This window comes from Bordetella flabilis (genome assembly GCF_001676725.1).
GTDB classification, from domain to species: domain Bacteria; phylum Pseudomonadota; class Gammaproteobacteria; order Burkholderiales; family Burkholderiaceae_B; genus Bordetella_C; species Bordetella_C flabilis.
On record NZ_CP016172.1, the window covers coordinates 2,789,332 to 2,805,033 of the forward strand.

Annotated in this window: 14 protein-coding genes; 4 read left to right on the forward strand and 10 right to left on the reverse strand. The window is 67.0% G+C overall.

Annotation, left to right across the window (positions count from 1 at the left end):
- Positions 1–2: 2 nt before the first annotated feature.
- The 3 genes from BAU07_RS12165 to BAU07_RS12175 form a co-directional block, all read right to left on the reverse strand.
- Positions 3–782 carry an ABC transporter permease gene (locus tag BAU07_RS12165; RefSeq protein ID WP_066657917.1) on the reverse strand — a complete coding sequence of 260 codons (780 nt, stop codon included), beginning with the start codon at positions 780–782 and terminating at the stop codon, positions 3–5.
- A gap of 124 nt (positions 783–906) precedes the next feature.
- Positions 907–1,683 carry a GntR family transcriptional regulator gene (locus BAU07_RS12170; protein WP_066657919.1) on the reverse strand — a complete coding sequence of 259 codons (777 nt, stop codon included), beginning with the start codon at positions 1,681–1,683 and terminating at the stop codon, positions 907–909.
- Between the two features lie 110 nt (positions 1,684–1,793).
- Complete coding sequence (locus BAU07_RS12175) at positions 1,794–2,495, reverse strand: GntR family transcriptional regulator (RefSeq protein ID WP_066665353.1); 702 nt, start codon at positions 2,493–2,495, stop codon at positions 1,794–1,796.
- Between the two features lie 136 nt (positions 2,496–2,631).
- Between BAU07_RS12175 and araD the strand changes: the two genes are divergently transcribed.
- From araD to BAU07_RS12190, 3 genes are all read left to right on the forward strand, one after another.
- Positions 2,632–4,362 carry an L-arabinonate dehydratase gene (araD, locus tag BAU07_RS12180; protein WP_066657922.1) on the forward strand — a complete coding sequence of 577 codons (1,731 nt, stop codon included), beginning with the start codon at positions 2,632–2,634 and terminating at the stop codon, positions 4,360–4,362.
- 88 nt (positions 4,363–4,450) lie between these two features.
- A complete protein-coding gene (locus BAU07_RS12185) occupies positions 4,451–5,170 on the forward strand; it encodes a ribonuclease activity regulator RraA (protein WP_066657925.1) in 720 nt (239 codons plus the stop codon).
- A 229-nt stretch (positions 5,171–5,399) separates the two neighbouring features.
- Positions 5,400–6,395, forward strand: a complete 996-nt coding sequence (locus BAU07_RS12190) for a Bug family tripartite tricarboxylate transporter substrate binding protein (RefSeq protein ID WP_066657928.1) — start codon at positions 5,400–5,402, stop codon at positions 6,393–6,395.
- Positions 6,396–6,569: 174 nt separating this feature from the next.
- Here the strand turns inward: BAU07_RS12190 and BAU07_RS12195 are convergent, their stop codons facing one another.
- The 5 genes from BAU07_RS12195 to BAU07_RS12215 all read right to left on the reverse strand — a co-directional run bounded on the left by BAU07_RS12195 (position 6,570) and on the right by BAU07_RS12215 (position 11,440).
- Positions 6,570–7,583: a proline racemase family protein gene (locus BAU07_RS12195; protein WP_066657936.1), complete on the reverse strand. Its 1,014-nt coding sequence runs from the start codon at positions 7,581–7,583 to the stop codon at positions 6,570–6,572.
- Positions 7,584–7,655: 72 nt separating this feature from the next.
- Positions 7,656–8,444, reverse strand: a complete 789-nt coding sequence (locus tag BAU07_RS12200) for an ABC transporter permease (protein WP_066657940.1) — start codon at positions 8,442–8,444, stop codon at positions 7,656–7,658.
- Positions 8,441–9,283 carry an ABC transporter permease gene (locus BAU07_RS12205; protein WP_066657948.1) on the reverse strand — a complete coding sequence of 281 codons (843 nt, stop codon included), beginning with the start codon at positions 9,281–9,283 and terminating at the stop codon, positions 8,441–8,443. The genes BAU07_RS12200 and BAU07_RS12205 overlap by 4 nt, the downstream gene beginning before the upstream one ends.
- On the reverse strand, positions 9,280–10,350 hold the full coding sequence (locus tag BAU07_RS12210; RefSeq protein ID WP_066665354.1) for an ABC transporter ATP-binding protein: 1,071 nt from the start codon (positions 10,348–10,350) through the stop codon (positions 9,280–9,282). Before BAU07_RS12210 ends, BAU07_RS12205 begins: the two co-directional genes overlap by 4 nt.
- A gap of 40 nt (positions 10,351–10,390) precedes the next feature.
- Positions 10,391–11,440 (reverse strand): ABC transporter substrate-binding protein, encoded by a 1,050-nt coding sequence (locus tag BAU07_RS12215; protein ID WP_066657951.1) that lies wholly within the window; start codon positions 11,438–11,440, stop codon positions 10,391–10,393.
- A gap of 116 nt (positions 11,441–11,556) precedes the next feature.
- On the opposite strand from BAU07_RS12215, the gene BAU07_RS12220 reads away from it, so the two are divergent.
- Positions 11,557–12,582 (forward strand): GlxA family transcriptional regulator, encoded by a 1,026-nt coding sequence (locus tag BAU07_RS12220; protein ID WP_066657954.1) that lies wholly within the window; start codon positions 11,557–11,559, stop codon positions 12,580–12,582.
- A gap of 621 nt (positions 12,583–13,203) precedes the next feature.
- Here the strand turns inward: BAU07_RS12220 and BAU07_RS12225 are convergent.
- Together BAU07_RS12225 and BAU07_RS12230 are read right to left on the reverse strand one after the other, a co-directional pair.
- Positions 13,204–14,196 (reverse strand): Bug family tripartite tricarboxylate transporter substrate binding protein, encoded by a 993-nt coding sequence (locus tag BAU07_RS12225; RefSeq protein WP_066657955.1) that lies wholly within the window; start codon positions 14,194–14,196, stop codon positions 13,204–13,206.
- Positions 14,197–14,331: 135 nt separating this feature from the next.
- A complete protein-coding gene (locus BAU07_RS12230; RefSeq protein ID WP_066665356.1) occupies positions 14,332–15,699 on the reverse strand; it encodes an NAD(P)/FAD-dependent oxidoreductase in 1,368 nt (455 codons plus the stop codon).
- Positions 15,700–15,702 lie beyond the last annotated feature (3 nt).

Consider the following 15,702-nt stretch of genomic DNA (forward strand, 5'->3'; position numbering starts at 1 on the left):
GATCAGTTCTCCGTTTTGTCCTGCCAACTGACCAGGCGGCGCGACAGCGCGCGCAGGCCCAGGTCCATCAACAGCGCCAGGACGCCGATGCAGATAATGCCCAGGTAGATGGTGCGCAGGTCGAAAAACGCCGAGGCGTTCTGGATCATCGCGCCCAGGCCCTGCTGGGCGGCCACCAGTTCGGACGCGACCAGCGTGGCCCACGCCACGCCCAGCGCCACGCGCAGGGCCGTCAGCATGTGCGGCACGGCCATGGGCACGATGACCTTCAGGAAGATTTCCAGGTCGGTCGCGCCCAGGGTACGCGCGACACGGATATAGACCGGGCTGATCTGCGTCATGCCTTCGTACATCACGATGACCGCCGCGAAGAACGACGCATAGAAAAGAATGGCGATCTTGGCCAGCTCGCCGATGCCCAGGTAGACGATCACCAGCGGAATCAGCGCGATGGGCGGCAGGGCGCGGAAGAAATTGATCAGGGGGTCGACGAAGCGGCGTACCGGCGCGTACCAGCCGATCAGGAAGCCGACCGGAACCGCCGCCACCATGCCCAGCAGCAGGCCGGCCACCACCCGCTGCACCGACATCAGGATGTTGGGCAGCAGCTCGCCCTGGCTGAGCCGGCTCCAGAAAGTCTGCAAGACCTCCAGCGGGGAAGGCAGCAGGGCGGGATTGATCACGCCCGATATGCGCAACGCCACCCAGCCGAGCACCAGGAATACGAAGGGCAGGAGGGCCCAGCCCAGGCTGCTGGCCGCGCGGGTACTGCTTCTTGACATCGATGTCTCCTTATGGGCCGTGGCCGGCCTTTCTGGTGCCGGCGTTACCGGCCGTATTCGCCGTATCCGTGGCATTGCCGCGCCCTCGGATATCGCCGCCGCGCCGTTCCGTGCGCCCGGCCTCCTAGCCGGGAGACCGCTTCTTCCGGGACCTGCGTCCCGCCTGCATCAGATCGGTTTCGATCTGGATCATCTGCGCCGGGTACTGGATATGCGCGTAATAGACGATGCGCCCGTCCGTATCGACCAGTGCCCGGCAGACATCGGCGATCGGATCGCTGACGCCGATGTCCAAGTGCGCGGCCGTCTCCTCGTCGGAAACGGTGATGCGCATCACCTGCGGTGCCGCCGTGATCGTGACATCCTTTCGCGCCGCCAGTTGTGGAACGACGGTCGCGCTGCTGAAGGCGGCCGGATCGGAATCGAAGATGGCCTTGTCCAGGTAGATGTCGATCAGGCAGTACGGCACCTCGTTGTGATAGTGCACGCGCCGCAGCCGGTGATAGGCCGTGCCTACGTTGCCGAAAGGGAAGGCCGGCACCAGGGGCCGCTCGGCCTGTTCGATATGCAGCAGCCGTATCTTCAGGTTGGCGACCGTGCCGACCAGTTCGTCGAAGGTATTGGGCAGCTTGAACCAGCGCTGTTCCGACAGGTCCTTCGCGACGAAGGTGCCGCGGCCGCGCGTGCGTCGCACGATGCCCAGGCCTTCCAGCTGGTTGAGCGCCGCGCGCAGCGTGATGCGCGATACCTCGTACTCCTTCTCCAGTTCGTCGAGCGTGGGGATCTGGGCGCCGAACGCCCATTCCTGGCTTTCGATTTTCTGGCGCATCAGGCTGGCCACCTGCAGGTACAGGGGGACGCGGCTGCGACGCAGTACCGACTCCGCTGGCGCGTTCATCATAAAGTCATACTTTCAAGCACAATGCAGGCATTCTACCGGCTGTGCATGGCGCGGCCAGGGTGGTTTTCCCTAATGTCGGGCGTGTGGCGGCGGGGCTCGGCCGGGCGGTTTCAGCCGGCGCGCACGTAGTCCGGATAACGCCGGCAGATATCCTCGATCTGGCTCAAGGTGCCGGACAGGTGTTCGCGCAGCGCCTCCTGGGCCCGCCGCGCGTCGCGCGCGACGATGGCGTCGAGCACGCGCTGGTGGTCGACCAGGATGCGCTCCGCCTTGCCGGCTTCCGGCAGGTGCAGCCGGCGCAGGCGATCGACATGCCCGCTGTAGCGCTGCTCCAGCTCCCATAACCCGGCCACGCCGGCGGCTTCATGCATGTCCCGGTGGAAGGCCTGGTCGGCGGCGATGAACTGCGCATAGGCATTCGCCGCCAGGCTGGCGCGCTGCAGATCGATGTGCGCCTGCAGGCGCGCGGCCAGCACGGCGTCGGCGCGGCCCGACAGCACATGCACGATTTCCAGTTCGAGCGAGCGGCGCAGGAAGTGCGCCTGGCGCGCCGCGGCGATGTCGATGCGGCTCACCTCGGTGGTGTGCTGCGGGAAGATGTCGACCAATCCTTCCTCGCTCAGGCGCAGCAGGGCATCGCGGATGGGCGTCTGGCTCAGGCCGAAGGCCTCGGCCAGCTCCGGCCGCGACAGCACCGTGCCGGGTTCGAGCTCCATCGACACGATCAGTTCGCGCAGTTTCTCGAAGACCTGCGGTGCGGCGTGGCGCGAGCGGTCCAGGCGGGGCGACGAAAGGATGTCCGGCAGCGGCATGGCGGCGAGTGGCGTATGGGGGTGGGAATTGTAGCGGCGGATCCGCGTTGACATACTAATACATTAGTGTTTCAATCGCCGTGAGACAAAGCCGCTGCCGTCCCCCGGCAGCCCACGACGACGACAAGTGGATTCCATGACGCGTACCTACGAAAGCCTGCGCAGCGCCCGCTGGATGGCCAAGGACGACCTGCGTTCCTTCGGCCACCGTTCCCGCATGATGCAAATGGGCTACGGCCCGGACGACTGGGTCGGCCGCCCCGTCATCGCCATCATCAACACCTGGTCGGACCTGCAACCCTGCCATATGCACTTCAGGGAGCGGGTGGCCGACGTCAAGCGCGGCGTTTTGCAAGCCGGCGGCTTCCCGGTGGAATTGCCGGCCTTGTCCGTGTCGGAGTCCTTCGTCAAGCCGACCACCATGCTCTATCGCAACATGCTGGCGATGGAAACCGAGGAGCTGTTGCGCAGCCATCCGGTGGATGGCGCCGTGCTGATGGGCGGCTGCGACAAGACCACCCCGGGGCTGCTGATGGGCGCTATCAGTGCGGGACTGCCCTGTGTCTACGTGCCGGCAGGTCCCATGTTGCGCGGCAACTGGAAGGGCAAGGTGCTGGGTTCGGGTTCGGATGCATGGAAGCTGTGGGACGAGCGCCGCGCCGGCAATATCACCAAGGAAGAATGGACCGAGGTGGAAGGCGGCATCGCGCGCAGCTATGGCACCTGCATGACCATGGGCACGGCCAGCACCATGACGGCCATCGCCGAAGCCATAGGCATGACGCTGCCGGGCGCTTCCTCCATCCCGGCCGCGGACGTAGGCCATATGCGCATGGCCGCCGACTGCGGCCGCCGTGCCGTCGAAATGGTATGGGAAGACCTGACTCCCCGGAAGATCCTGTCGCCGGCGTCGTTCAAGAACGCCATCAACGTCGCCATGGCGATGGGCTGTTCCACCAATGCCATCGTGCACCTGGTGGCGATGTCGCGGCGTGCCGGCTGCACGGTGGGCCTGGACGATTTCGATGCCGCCAGCCGCAAGGTCCCGGTCATCGCCAATATCCGGCCCAGCGGCGACACCTACCTGATGGAAGATTTCTACTACGCGGGCGGGCTGCCCGCGCTTATGTCGCGGCTGACGCAACACCTGGACCTGTCGGCCATGACGGTGACCGGCAAGCCGCTGGGCGAAAACATCGCGGGCGCCGAGGTCTATAACGACGACGTGATCCGGCCGCTGGACAAGGCGATCTACCAGGAAGGCGCGCTGGCCGTGCTGCGTGGAAACATTGCGCCGGATGGCTGCGTCATCAAGCCCAGCGCCTGTGCGCCGCAGTACCTGCAGCATACCGGCCCGGCGCTGGTGTTCGACGACTACCCCAGCATGAAGGCGGCGGTGGACGACGAGAACCTGGATGTCACCGCGGACCATATCCTGATCCTGCGCAATGCGGGGCCGCAAGGCGGGCCGGGCATGCCGGAGTGGGGCATGCTGCCCATCCCGACCAAGCTGGTCAAGCAGGGCGTGCGCGACATGCTGCGCCTGTCGGACGCCCGCATGAGCGGCACCAGCTACGGCGCATGCATCCTGCACGCCGCGCCCGAAAGCTACATCGGCGGTCCGCTCGCGCTCGTGCGCACGGGGGACCTGATCACGGTCGATGTGCCGGCGCGCACCATCCACCTGAATATCAGCGACGAGGAACTGGCCGCCCGCAAGGCCGCCTGGACGCCGCCGCCGCCCCGCTACGAGCGCGGCTACGGCTGGATGTATTCCAGGCACATCCTGCAGGCCAACGAAGGCTGCGATTTCGATTTCCTGGAGACCGGCTTCGGCGCGCCGGTTCCGGAACCGGAAATCTTCTGAGTCCACGCGGACGACGGTCCGCTCGCAACCCCGGGGCGCCGGACGGCGCCCCGTATCCGCACCCATCATTCCGATCCGGGAGTTCCCTGTGTCTCAACTCAAGCCCGAAACGCGCGCGCTGCTGGCCAAGGTCAGCACGGCAACGCTGTGCACCGCGCTCTTCAAGCGCGGCCTGCGCAACCAGTTCATCCAGGACGTGCGTCCGCTCAACCCCGCGCTGCCCAATATGGTCGGCGAGGCCTTTACCCTGCGCTATATCCCGGCGCGCGAGGACCTCAACGGCATCAAGGTATTCGAAGACCGGTCGCATCCGCAGCGCGTGGCCGTCGAGACCTGCCCGCAGGGCGCCGTCATGGTCATCGACAGCCGCGGCAATGCACGCGCGGCCTCGGCCGGCTCCATCCTGGTCACGCGCCTGATGAAGCGCGGCGCGGCCGGCGTGGTTACCGACGGCGGCTTCCGCGATTCGCCGGAAATCGCGCAGATGGGCTTTCCGGCCTATCACCAGCGCCCGTCCGCGCCGACCAACCTGACGCTGCATCAGGCGCTGGACATCAACGTGCCGATCGGTTGCGGCGACGTGGCGGTCTTCCCCGGCGACGTGGTGGTGGGCGACGGTGAAGGAGTGGTGGTGATTCCCGCGCACATGGCCGATGAAATCGCCGCCGAAGCCACCGAAATGACTGCGTTCGAGGACTTCGTGACCGAGCGCGTGAACGAGGGCGCTTCCATCCTGGGCCTGTATCCGCCCACCGACCCGGCATCGCGCGAAGCCTTCGCGCAATGGCGCAAGGCGCAGGGCCGCTAAAGCCCAAGGCGCGAAGCCTATAGCGCTGAAGCCGTGAAAGCGCCAGAGGCCTGGATGCGCTGGGCACCTCGGCACCGAAGCACCGAAGCACCGAAGCACCGAAGCACCGAAGCTGTGAGGCGGTGATGTGCTGAAGCGTTCCGGCGCGGGGATTCCGTACCGGCATCAAGGCGCGGCGGTCGCCCGCGCCTTCCATAACTACAGATCGCGATAGACAGGAGAGACAGACATGACCACCCAACGACGCAGGGCGCTCGCCGCGCTGGTAGCCACCGGCGTGCTCGCCGGCCTGGGCGTGCAGGCGCGTGCCGCCGATTCCGATTGGCCGCAGAAAAAGCCGATTTCCTACGTAGTGCCCTTTACGCCGGGCGGCTCGACCGATGTGGTCGGCCGCGTGCTCGCCCAGAAGCTGTCCGAGCGCCTGCACCAGACGGTGGTGGTGGAGAACAAGCCCGGCGCCGCGGGCGCCGTGGGCGCGGCCTATGTGGCCAAGGCGGCGCCGGACGGCTATACGCTGTTCGGCGGCACCATCAGCACGCATGCCATCAACGCCAGCCTGTACAAGAACCTGAGCTACGACCCCGTCAAGAACTTCGAGCCGGTTTCCTTGATCGCCACACTGCCCAACGTCCTGCTGGTGGATCCGAACCTCAATGTGAATTCGGTGGCCGACCTGATCGCGCTGCTCAAGCGCGATCCGACCAAGCGGACCTTCGCGTCCTCGGGGGCCGGCACATCCACCCACCTGACCGGCGAGCTGTTCGCCGAAACCATCGGCATCCCGCTGACCCACATCCCCTACAAGGGCACGCCGCCCGCCATGGTCGATGTGTCCTCCGGCAATGTCACCTTCATGTTCGACCAGATGACCGCCGCCTTGCCGCTGTTGCAGCAGGGCAAGCTGAAGCTGCTGGCCGTGACGACCGCCAAGCGCATCGCGCTGGCGCCGGACACGCCGACCCTGCAGGAAGCCGGCGTTCCGGGTTTCGACGTCTCTTCGTGGCAGGCGGTGTACGCGCCCAAGGGCACGCCCAAGGCCATCGTCGACCGCCTGTCCAAGGAAATCGCGGAAATCCTGAAGGAACCGGACGTGCAGGAAAAACTCGGCAAGACCATGGGCATGGACCTGGTCGGCAGCACGCCCGAACAATTGCGCGACCTGATGTCCCGGGAAATCCCGCGCTGGGCCGAAGTCGTGCAGAAGTCGGGCGCCAAGGTCGAATGATCGGTTACCGGTAATGCGTCTTCGCCAACCCGATTTCGGCAATGCGTTACCGATGATGCCTTATCGATGATGCCTTATCGATGACGCCGGCCGCATCGCAGTGCGGCCGGCGTCACTGGCCACGCGCCCCGGACGGCCGGGGGCGCGCGGGCAACGCCGAGCCGCATACCCCGGCTACTTCACCAGGAACCCGGCCCCCACCGGGTCGTTGCGGTCCAGGGTCCAGCGCGCGGTGCCGAGGATGCTCGCGGTACCCTTGACGGTCGGTCGCACCGCACGGGTGCCGTTCAGGTCCACTTCACCGAGCAGGCAGCCTTCGAAGGTGCCGCTGCCCAGCAGGCCTTCGGACAAAATGGGCTGGTTCAGGCCCATTTTTCCCCGCGCTTCGAACATGGCCATCATGGCGCTGGTGCCGGTGCCGCCGGGCGAACGGTCCAGTTGGCCGTGGCTGAATACATGGACGTTCTTGTAGAACGCGCCTTCGATCGTGGCGGGATGCCAGAAGGTCACATAGTTCAGGTTGTTGATATGCGCCTGCGTCGGATGCTGGATGCGGTGGCGGGCATTGAGCTGGTCGCGCACTTCCAGTCCCAGCCGCGACAGCTCGCTGCCGTTTTCAGGGGAAATGCGCAGCGCGCTGTGCGTCAGGTCGACAATGCCGAAGTAGTTGCCGCCCCAGACGATGTCCGCCTTGAGGTCGCCATATCCCGGCAGGTGCACGGGCAGGTCCTGGGCCTCGACATAGGCAGGGACGTTCTCGAAGCGGGTCCACAGCACTTCGTCGCCTTCCGACTTCACCTCCGACACGACCAGGCCGGCCGTGGTCTCGAAACGGATGCGGGTCAGCCCGTCGGGGCTGCGGGGCACCAGCCCCAGCGCCACCATGGCCATGCTGACGGCGATGGTGCCGTGTCCGCACATGTGGGAATACTCGGTGCCGTCGATGTACACCAGGCCGGCATCGTAGTCCGGCGAGGACGGCGGCGTGAGGAACACGCCGAACATGTCGCGATGGCCGCGCGGCTCGCGCATCAGTGCCTTGCGCAGCCAGTCGTAGTTGGCCTCCAGGAAGGCGCGCTTCTGCAGGATATCCGTGCCTGCGGGGTAGGGTATGCCGCTGTGGATGATGCACAGGGGTTCGCCTTCGGTATGGGTATAGATGACGTCGAACACGTCTTGCTTGCGCATGACTGATACTCCCGGATGGAAAAGGGATGGCTGGTTAAGAACGGTGGTTGGGGCGGCGGGCCGCCGGGGCGGTCAGCGGGGCTCGGACAACATATCGAGCCCTACGGTGAGGTCCAGGATCACGATGGCCAGGAAGGCCGCGACGATGGTCGCGCCGGATACGGCGGCGATGGTGGGGTCTATCGTGTACTGCACGTAGTTGAAAAGCTTGACCGGTATGGTGTTCAACTGCGCCGTGGTGTTGAAGATGGACAGCTCGACATTGATGAACGATGAGATGAAGGCGAAGATGCCGCCCGTCAGCAGGCCCGGCCGGATCTGCGGCAGGACCACCAGGAAGAAGGTCTGCATCGGGCTGGCGCCCAGGTCCGCGGAAGCCTCTTCCAGGGCGCGTTGCTCCGGAGTCATGACGGCCAGGATGCTGCGCAACACGAACGGCATGACGATGACCGTATGGCCGACCAGCAGCGCGGTGAAATTACGCGTCAATCCCAAGGGGGCGCCGAACTGCAGCAGCGCCGCGCCCAGCACGACGTGCGGCAATACCAGTGGGGACATCAACAGGCCGGATATCGCCGCCTTGCCCCGGAATTCGTAGCGTGCCAACGCGAGGGCGGACGGCACCGCCAGGGCGATCGCCACGGCGGTGGCCGCGGCCGCCAGCGCGCTGCTGGTCACGAAGGCGGACAGGTAGCTGGGGTCGGCCAGCAGGTGCCGATACCACTGGGTCGTCCAGCCCTGAGGCGGGAACGCCAGGTATGACGTGGCGGTAAAGGACGCGCCCAGGATGACGATCAGGGGCAGGGCGAGGTAGGCCAGCAGAACCCAGGACAACAGGCGTATCAGGGGCCGGGCGATCATCTGGAGCTCCTTGCGGGCTGGCCGAAACGGCTGGCCAGGGTCACCAGCACGAGCGTGAATACCAGCAGCACGATGCTGAGCGCGCCGCCCTGGTGTTCGTTGAACACGCTGCTGTACTGCTGGAAGATCAGTACCGACAACACCGTCACGCGGCCGCCTGACAGCAGCGCCGGCGTCACATAGGCGCTGACGGCCAGGGTGAAGGCCATGATGGCGCCCGCCACCACGCCCGGCAGGGTCAGCGGCAGCGTCACATGGAAGAAGGTCTGCCAGGGCGAGGCGCCCAGGTCGGCGGAGGCCTGTTCCAGCGCCGGCTCGACCCGCGCGAGCGTGTTGCCCACCGCCAGCACGACGAAGGGCAGGAGGATGTAGACCATCCCGATCAGTATGCCGAGTTCGGTGCCGAGGAAGCGCATGGGCCGCTCGATGACGCCCAGCGCCTGCAGGGTTTCGTTGACGAGCCCGTTGCGGCCCAGCATGACCATCCAGCCGAAGGAGCGGACGATGTTGCTGGTGAACAGGGGCACCACCAGCACGATGATGCAGATACGCCGCCAGAGCCGCCAGCGCACCACGCGGACCAGGTACCACGCCAGCGGATAACCGAGCAGCAGGCAGACCACCGTACTACCGAGCCCGATACGGAACGTGGTGGCGATGACGTCCCAATGGTAGCCGTCCGCCAGGACGTTGAAGTAATAGTCCAGCGTGAAACCGCCCGGGCTGCCGGCGAAGACGCTGGCCAGGGCGACCACGCACAGGGGCGCCACGAAAAACGCCGCGAACAGCGCAAGCGGGATGCCGAGCAGGGCGGCGGGCGCGGGCAGGCGGGCCGTCATGGCTGCTCCGCGATCAAATGCACGCGCGCCGGATCGAAATGCCACAGCGCGTGCCCGCCGGTACGCAGGGCGCCGGCGTCCCCCTGGAGACGCGCCTGCAAGGCCTGTCCGCCCGCCTCGCCCAGTACCACGGTATGGCTGCCCACCCGGATGATGTCCGTGATGCCGCCCTGGAACGCGATGGCGCCCGGCGGCGCCGTGTCCGCATTGCACACGACGAGGTCTTCCGGGCGCAGCACGGCAATGCCGCGCGCCGGCGCCGGCTGCGTCGCGTCGATATGCAGCACGCGCTGCGGCAGGCGGTCAAGGACGATACCGGTCGCCTGCGGCGCGCGGGTAAAGGACAGCAGGTTGGCGTCGCCGATGAACTCGGCCACGAAGCGGGTGGCAGGCGCGCGGTAGATTTCCGGCCCGGTGCCCACCTGCTCGATGCGGCCGCCGTTCATCACGACGATGCGGTCGGCCATGGTCATGGCTTCTTCCTGGTCGTGCGTCACGAACACGAAGGAAATGCCCAGGCGCTCCTGCAGGTGCTTGAGCTCCAACTGCATGCGGCGCCGCAGCTTCAGGTCCAGGGCGGACAACGGCTCGTCGAGCAGCAGCAGCCGGGGCGCGTTGACGATGGCCCGCGCCAGCGCCACCCGCTGCTGCTGGCCGCCGGACATTTCGCGCGGATAGCGGCCGTCGAGTCCGGCCAGCCCGACCATCTCCAGGGCGTCGCGCGCGCGCTGCCTGGCCTCGGCGCGCGCCATGCCGCGCCGGCGCGGTCCGTAGGCCACGTTCTCCAGCACCGTCATATGCGGAAAGAGCGCGTAGTTCTGGAAGACAGTGTTCAGCGGCCGGCGATGCGGCGGCAGCTCGCCGACGTCCTGGCCGTCGATGGCGATGGTGCCGGCGTCGACCTGCAGGAAGCCGGCAATGGCGCGCAGCAAGGTGGTTTTGCCGCAGCCGCTGGGCCCGAGCAAGGCAACGAACTCGCCTTGCCGGACCTGCAGGCTGATGGCGTCCAGCGCCGCATGGCCGCCGAACCGCTTGCACACCCCATGGATGTCCAATAAGACCGACATCTTGTTTCCCCGTTCTTCTTCCATCCCCGGCGTGCCGGTATCAGCGCTTGCGCGCCACCTGGCGGTTCCAGGCGTCGGTGATTTCGGCACGGCGGGCGTTGACTTCGTTCCAGTCCAGCAGGCTCAGGTCCTTGACCGAACCTTTCTCGCCCCAGGGCAGTTTGCGGGCTGCCTCGGGCGGCACCTGCACGCCTTCGACCGACGGTCCGAGGTACAGGCGCGTGGCCAGGCAGGAGGACGCCTGCGGCGTCAGCGCGGTGTCGATGAAGGCCTGGGCGGCTGCCTTGCGCGGCGTGCCCTTGACCAGGTGCAGGCGCGCGTCCGTGGCCCATACGCCTTCCTGCGGGACGGCGAATCCGATCGGCAGGCCTTTGTCGATCAAGTCCCAGGCGCCCACGTTGAAGTGCGCGCCGATCACCGCCTCGCCCGATTGGAAGGCATTGGTCGCCGCGCCCGAACTATCGAAGAACAGGGCGGTATCGAGCGCGGCCAGGCGCTGGTACACCGGGCCCAGGTCGGCGGCATTCACGCCCCAGACCTTGGCCATGAACAGGATGAAGGGCACGCCGGAGGAATTCGATGGCGACGGGACCGCGACGGCGCCGGCGTATTCGGGTTTCCACAGGTCTTTCCAGCTCTTGGGCGCCGCGGGCACGTCCCGCGTGTTGTAGGTCAGGCCCAGGGAGTAATAGCCGGTTCCCACCGCATAGGTCGCGCCGCCATGGCTGTAGACCGCCTGCGGCAACACATGCGCCATATTGGGAATGCCGGCACGGTCCAGGCCGTCGAGCACGCCCGCAGCCTGCGCCAGTTCGCTGATGCCGCCGTCCATCCACGCGACATCGATCGTCGGTGCGTCCTTCTGCTGCTGCAGCTTGGCCAGCGTGGTGGTGGACGTGCCGACTTCGGGCGTGACCCGAATGCCGGTGGCGCGGGTGAACGGATCGGCCACGCAGGCCTTGAAGGCATCGCCCCAATTGCCGCCGTACCAGGCGACCGTGATGGCCTGGTCGGCGGCCAGGACCGGCTGGTTCATGAGCGCGGCGGCGACGGCGCTGGCGCACAGGACATTCCGAAACGATATGGCCATGACGTGTTTCCCCTTGCGATGTTGTGGAGTGACGTGGCGGGACGGCAGGTGCATAGTGCGCCGCTCAGGGCAAACCGCGATTGAAATGTCTGGTCAGAAACTTGAATAATTGCGTCATGACCGATGTCGTGCGATCCAACCTTCCCGTCGAGCCCGAGCCGACTGCGGGTAAACCAGAACTGTCCATCGGACTGGTGCTGCTGGACCAGTTCACGCTCGCGGCGTTCTCGGGTTTCGTCGACGCCTTGCGGCTGGCCGGAGACCACGGCGGCAAGAGCCGCCGCATCCATACCACCTGGCGCGTCATGAGCTGGGACGGCTTGCCGCGCTCGTCCAGCGCCGGGCTGGCCGTGGCCGTCGACGGCGCGCTGCCGGCTGATCCCGTCGTGTTCGACTACGTAGCCATCTGCGGCGGCAACGATTATCCCAATACCCGGCTGCCGCCGGTGCTGGGCGAATGGATCGCGCATGTCGCGCGGCTGCGTGTGCGCATGCTGGGCATCTGCACGGGTACGTTCGCGCTGGCGCAGGCCGGTGTGCTGGGTTCGCGCAGCGTGTGCGTGCACTGGAACGTCCTGGACGCCTTTCGCGCCCGCTTCCCGGACGTGCGGGCCGTGGTGGACAGGCTGTTCATCGACGAGGGCGACTTGATCACCTGCGCGGGATCGACGGCGGCCATCGACCTGGCGCTCTATTTGATCGAACGTCATTGCGGCCGCGACAAGGCGCAGCAGGCGGTGCGCCACATGATGTTGCAGGGCATGCGGCCGGCCCGGGTGCCGCAGGCCCACTTCTATTCGGATGTCTCGGGTATCCGGGACCTGCGCGTGCGCCAGGCGGCGCATTTCATCGAGCAGCGCATGGACGACCCGCCCTCGCTGGAGGCCATCGCGCGCTACGTGGGCCTGGGGCGGCGCCAGCTGGAGCGCGCCTTCCAGCAGGCGCTGGGCGTCAGCCCCATGCTGTTTCAGCGCAACCTGCGCCTGCATTACGGCCGCTGGCTGCTGGAACACAGCCGCGTACCGGTGACCCAGGTTGCGCTGGATTGCGGCTTCGCCGACGGCGCGCACTTCTCGCGCGAATTCCGCAGCCGCTTCGGGACCACCCCCAGGCAGTACAAGAAGCAGTTCAGTCCGGCCTGACGGCGGGGCATTCTTAACAAGGGCGGGGCTGCGTTTGTCGAGAAGGCGTTGATCGGTTGTCTGGGCCGTTCCGGAGTGCATGCATTGGTGTTACTGGGCCGTCCGGCGGCGTGGTCGCCTGCCGGGGCCGTCACGGTCGGGCGCTGCGGCGCACGGGCGCCGCAGACCACTTCGCTCGCCTCGTCCGCCGGCCGTTCGCTGCTGGCTTTCTATTTGATGGGTTGCCGGCTCGGCTTCCTTCGGCATCCGCTCGTTCGCCCTCTACGTGCCGGCCCCGGCAGGCGACCACCCCACCGGACTGCTGCATCTTCCATCCACCGCCGCTGCCGCCGTCTGGGTTCTTGCCGCTACGCTGCGCAGCCTGGGGGGAGGAAGAGTTGAGTGCGCCCGCCGAAGTGCGGCCCGCGGGGGCCGCACTTCGGCATACATGCTTCGACATGCAGGGGGTGCTGCTCATGCGAAGATCTGCGCGCGGGGGCGGCCACATGAAACCACCGCCATCGCCTTCGCAGGCGGAACCGCGTAAGCAAACTCACGGCCTCCGCGGGCCGCGGCCCGCGGGGTGCGGGTTGCGGCCATGCGAAATCTTCCAGCAGCCCGACGCCCCCGTGCGGGGCCGCGCTACATCGGCGTTATTCCCGCCGCCTCGACATAGCCCTGCCAACGCTTCTTGTCCGCCTTGACGAATGCGTCGATCTCGCCGGGCGATGCCGGAGGATAGGTCAGGAAACCCTGGTCGACGTACACCTGCTGGATCGCCGGCTTGTCCAGGGTCTTCTGGAATTCCCTGTTCAGAAGGTCCACGACGTCGGTGGGGGTCTTGCGGGGCGCGAACACCGCGTGCCAGGTCACCACGTCGTAGTCGCTGTGGACCACGCTGGCGATGGTGGGGAGCCCGGGCGCCCAGGGTAGGGGTTCGCTGCTGGACACGGCCAGGGGGACGAGCTTGCCGGCCTTGACGAGCGGGTCCACCACGGACCAGGCATCGATGTGGAAGGTGTTGCGTCCGGCCGCCAGGTCCGACATGGCCGTCATGTCCTTGTAGGGGACGTGCAGCACGCCGGGCGCGCCTATCTTCCTGGTGAAGATGGTGCCGGCGATATGGCTGGATGTGCCGATGCCATAGGAACTGAAGCTGCAGTTCTGCGGGTTCTTGCGCAGGTAGTCCACGAATGCGCCGGCGGTCTTGATGCCCAGCCCGGCGTTGACGACCAGCACCAGCGGCAGCTTGGCCGTGCGCGATACGGCGGCGAAATCGTTGTCCGGGTCGAAGGGCAGGGTGCGGTAGACGTAGGGGTTGATGCAGAAAGGCGTCGCGGTGGAATAGAGCAGCGTGGCGCCGTCCGGCCGCGAGATGGCGACCTGCCGCGTGCCGATATTGCCGGCCGCGCCGGGTTTGTTCTCCACGATGAATTTGCCGCCCAGCCGGGCGCTGACATCGTTGACGAGCAGGCGCGCGATGACGTCCGTGCTGCCGCCTGATCCATACGGCACGATGACGGTAACCGGCCCGGCGGGATACGAGCCAGGCTGCGCCCGCGCGTACCGCGACAGGGCGGCGGCGCCACACAGGCTGGAGAGGACTTTCAGGGCATTGCGACGCTGATTGTTCATGCATCACTCCAATGTCGTTGGACCCCGTCCGATCCCTTATCGCATCGACGGCGTGGCGCGGCCGGGCGCGTCGAACGGTGCAAGGCAAGCGATGCCGGCGCGGCCGCGCGGGTCGCGCCGGGACGAAGGGACAGCTTATGTCTGGACTGCCTGCCTCTTGCCCGCGTTGCCGCGAGCCCTCCAATGATCGTAGGCATCCTGCGCCTGGTACCAGCTACCGATGGCGAACAGGAACCATGGATTGCCGAAATAAAAAGGATGGCCGGGTATTTCGCCCATATCGAAAGCGTTGATCGGGCCGGCCGAGCGCGTGGCGATCTTGCGTCCCACGCTGTGCCCCAGGTAGCTCATCATCGCGACGCCGCTGCCGTTGCAGCCCAGGGCGTAGTGCAGCCCATCGGCGCCGCCGATGTGGGGCATGGCGTCCAGCGTCATCGCGACATTGCCGCCCCAGCTGTGCGTGATGCGCGTTCCGGCCAGTTGCGGAAAGCGCTTGACCATGGCGCGGTACAGCAGCCGGGCGGTGGTTTCCTCGCTGGCCGGGGTGAAGCGGGCGCGTCCGCCGAACAGCAGGCGGCGGCCGTCGGGGGAAAGCCGGTAGTGATTGACCACCCGCCGGGATTCGGACACGGCGCGATTCGTCGGCAGGATGCTGGCCGCCAGATCGTGGGACAACTCCTCGGTGGCGATCATGTAGGTTGCGATGGGCACCACCCTGGTGTGCAGGTCGCCCATGGCCGCGCCGGTGTAGCCGTTCGTCGCGATCACGACCTGCGCGGCGTGGATCTGGCCGCGCGGGGTCCGGACGCTGTAGCCGCCCGGCCGGCGCTCGATGCGTTCAACGGGCGTATCGCCATACACGCGTGCGCCAGCGCGGCGCGCCGCCGCCAGCATGCCGCCGTAGAGTTGCGCCGGATGCAAATGGCCGGCTCGCTCGATCAGGGCCGCGCCGTAATAGACCGTCGAACCGACCTCGCTGCCCAGGGCTTCGCGCGGGATCATGCGGGCGTGCGACCCGGTGCAGGCGTTCAACTGGTCCAGGCGCGTCTTCCAGCTTTCGTAGTGCTGGGGCAGCCACATGGTGGTCAGCCGGCCGGTCGGATGCCACCCGCACTGGATGGCGTGGCGCTCGATCAGGGAAACGACGTAGTCCATGGACGAAGCCGCGTCGCGCAGCCGCGCGGCCAGGCGTTCGGCGCGCTGGCCGGCGCTTTCGCCCACGGCGGCGAGCGCCTTCTTCTGCACATTGACGCCACCGGACACCTGTCCGCCGGACCGGGTGCTGGCACCCTGGCCGGGGCGGCCGGCCTCCAGCACGACGGCGTCGATACCCGCCTCGCGCAGGGTCAGGGCGCAGCAGACGCCGGTATAGCCGCCGCCGACGATGACGACGTCGGCGCTCGGCGGCAGCCCATCGTCGCCGCTTTCAGGCGGCTCGTAGGCTTCCCACCAGTAGGGGCGCTTGCGGAAATCATGCGTGAAGATGTCGGCGGCGGAACGCATGGC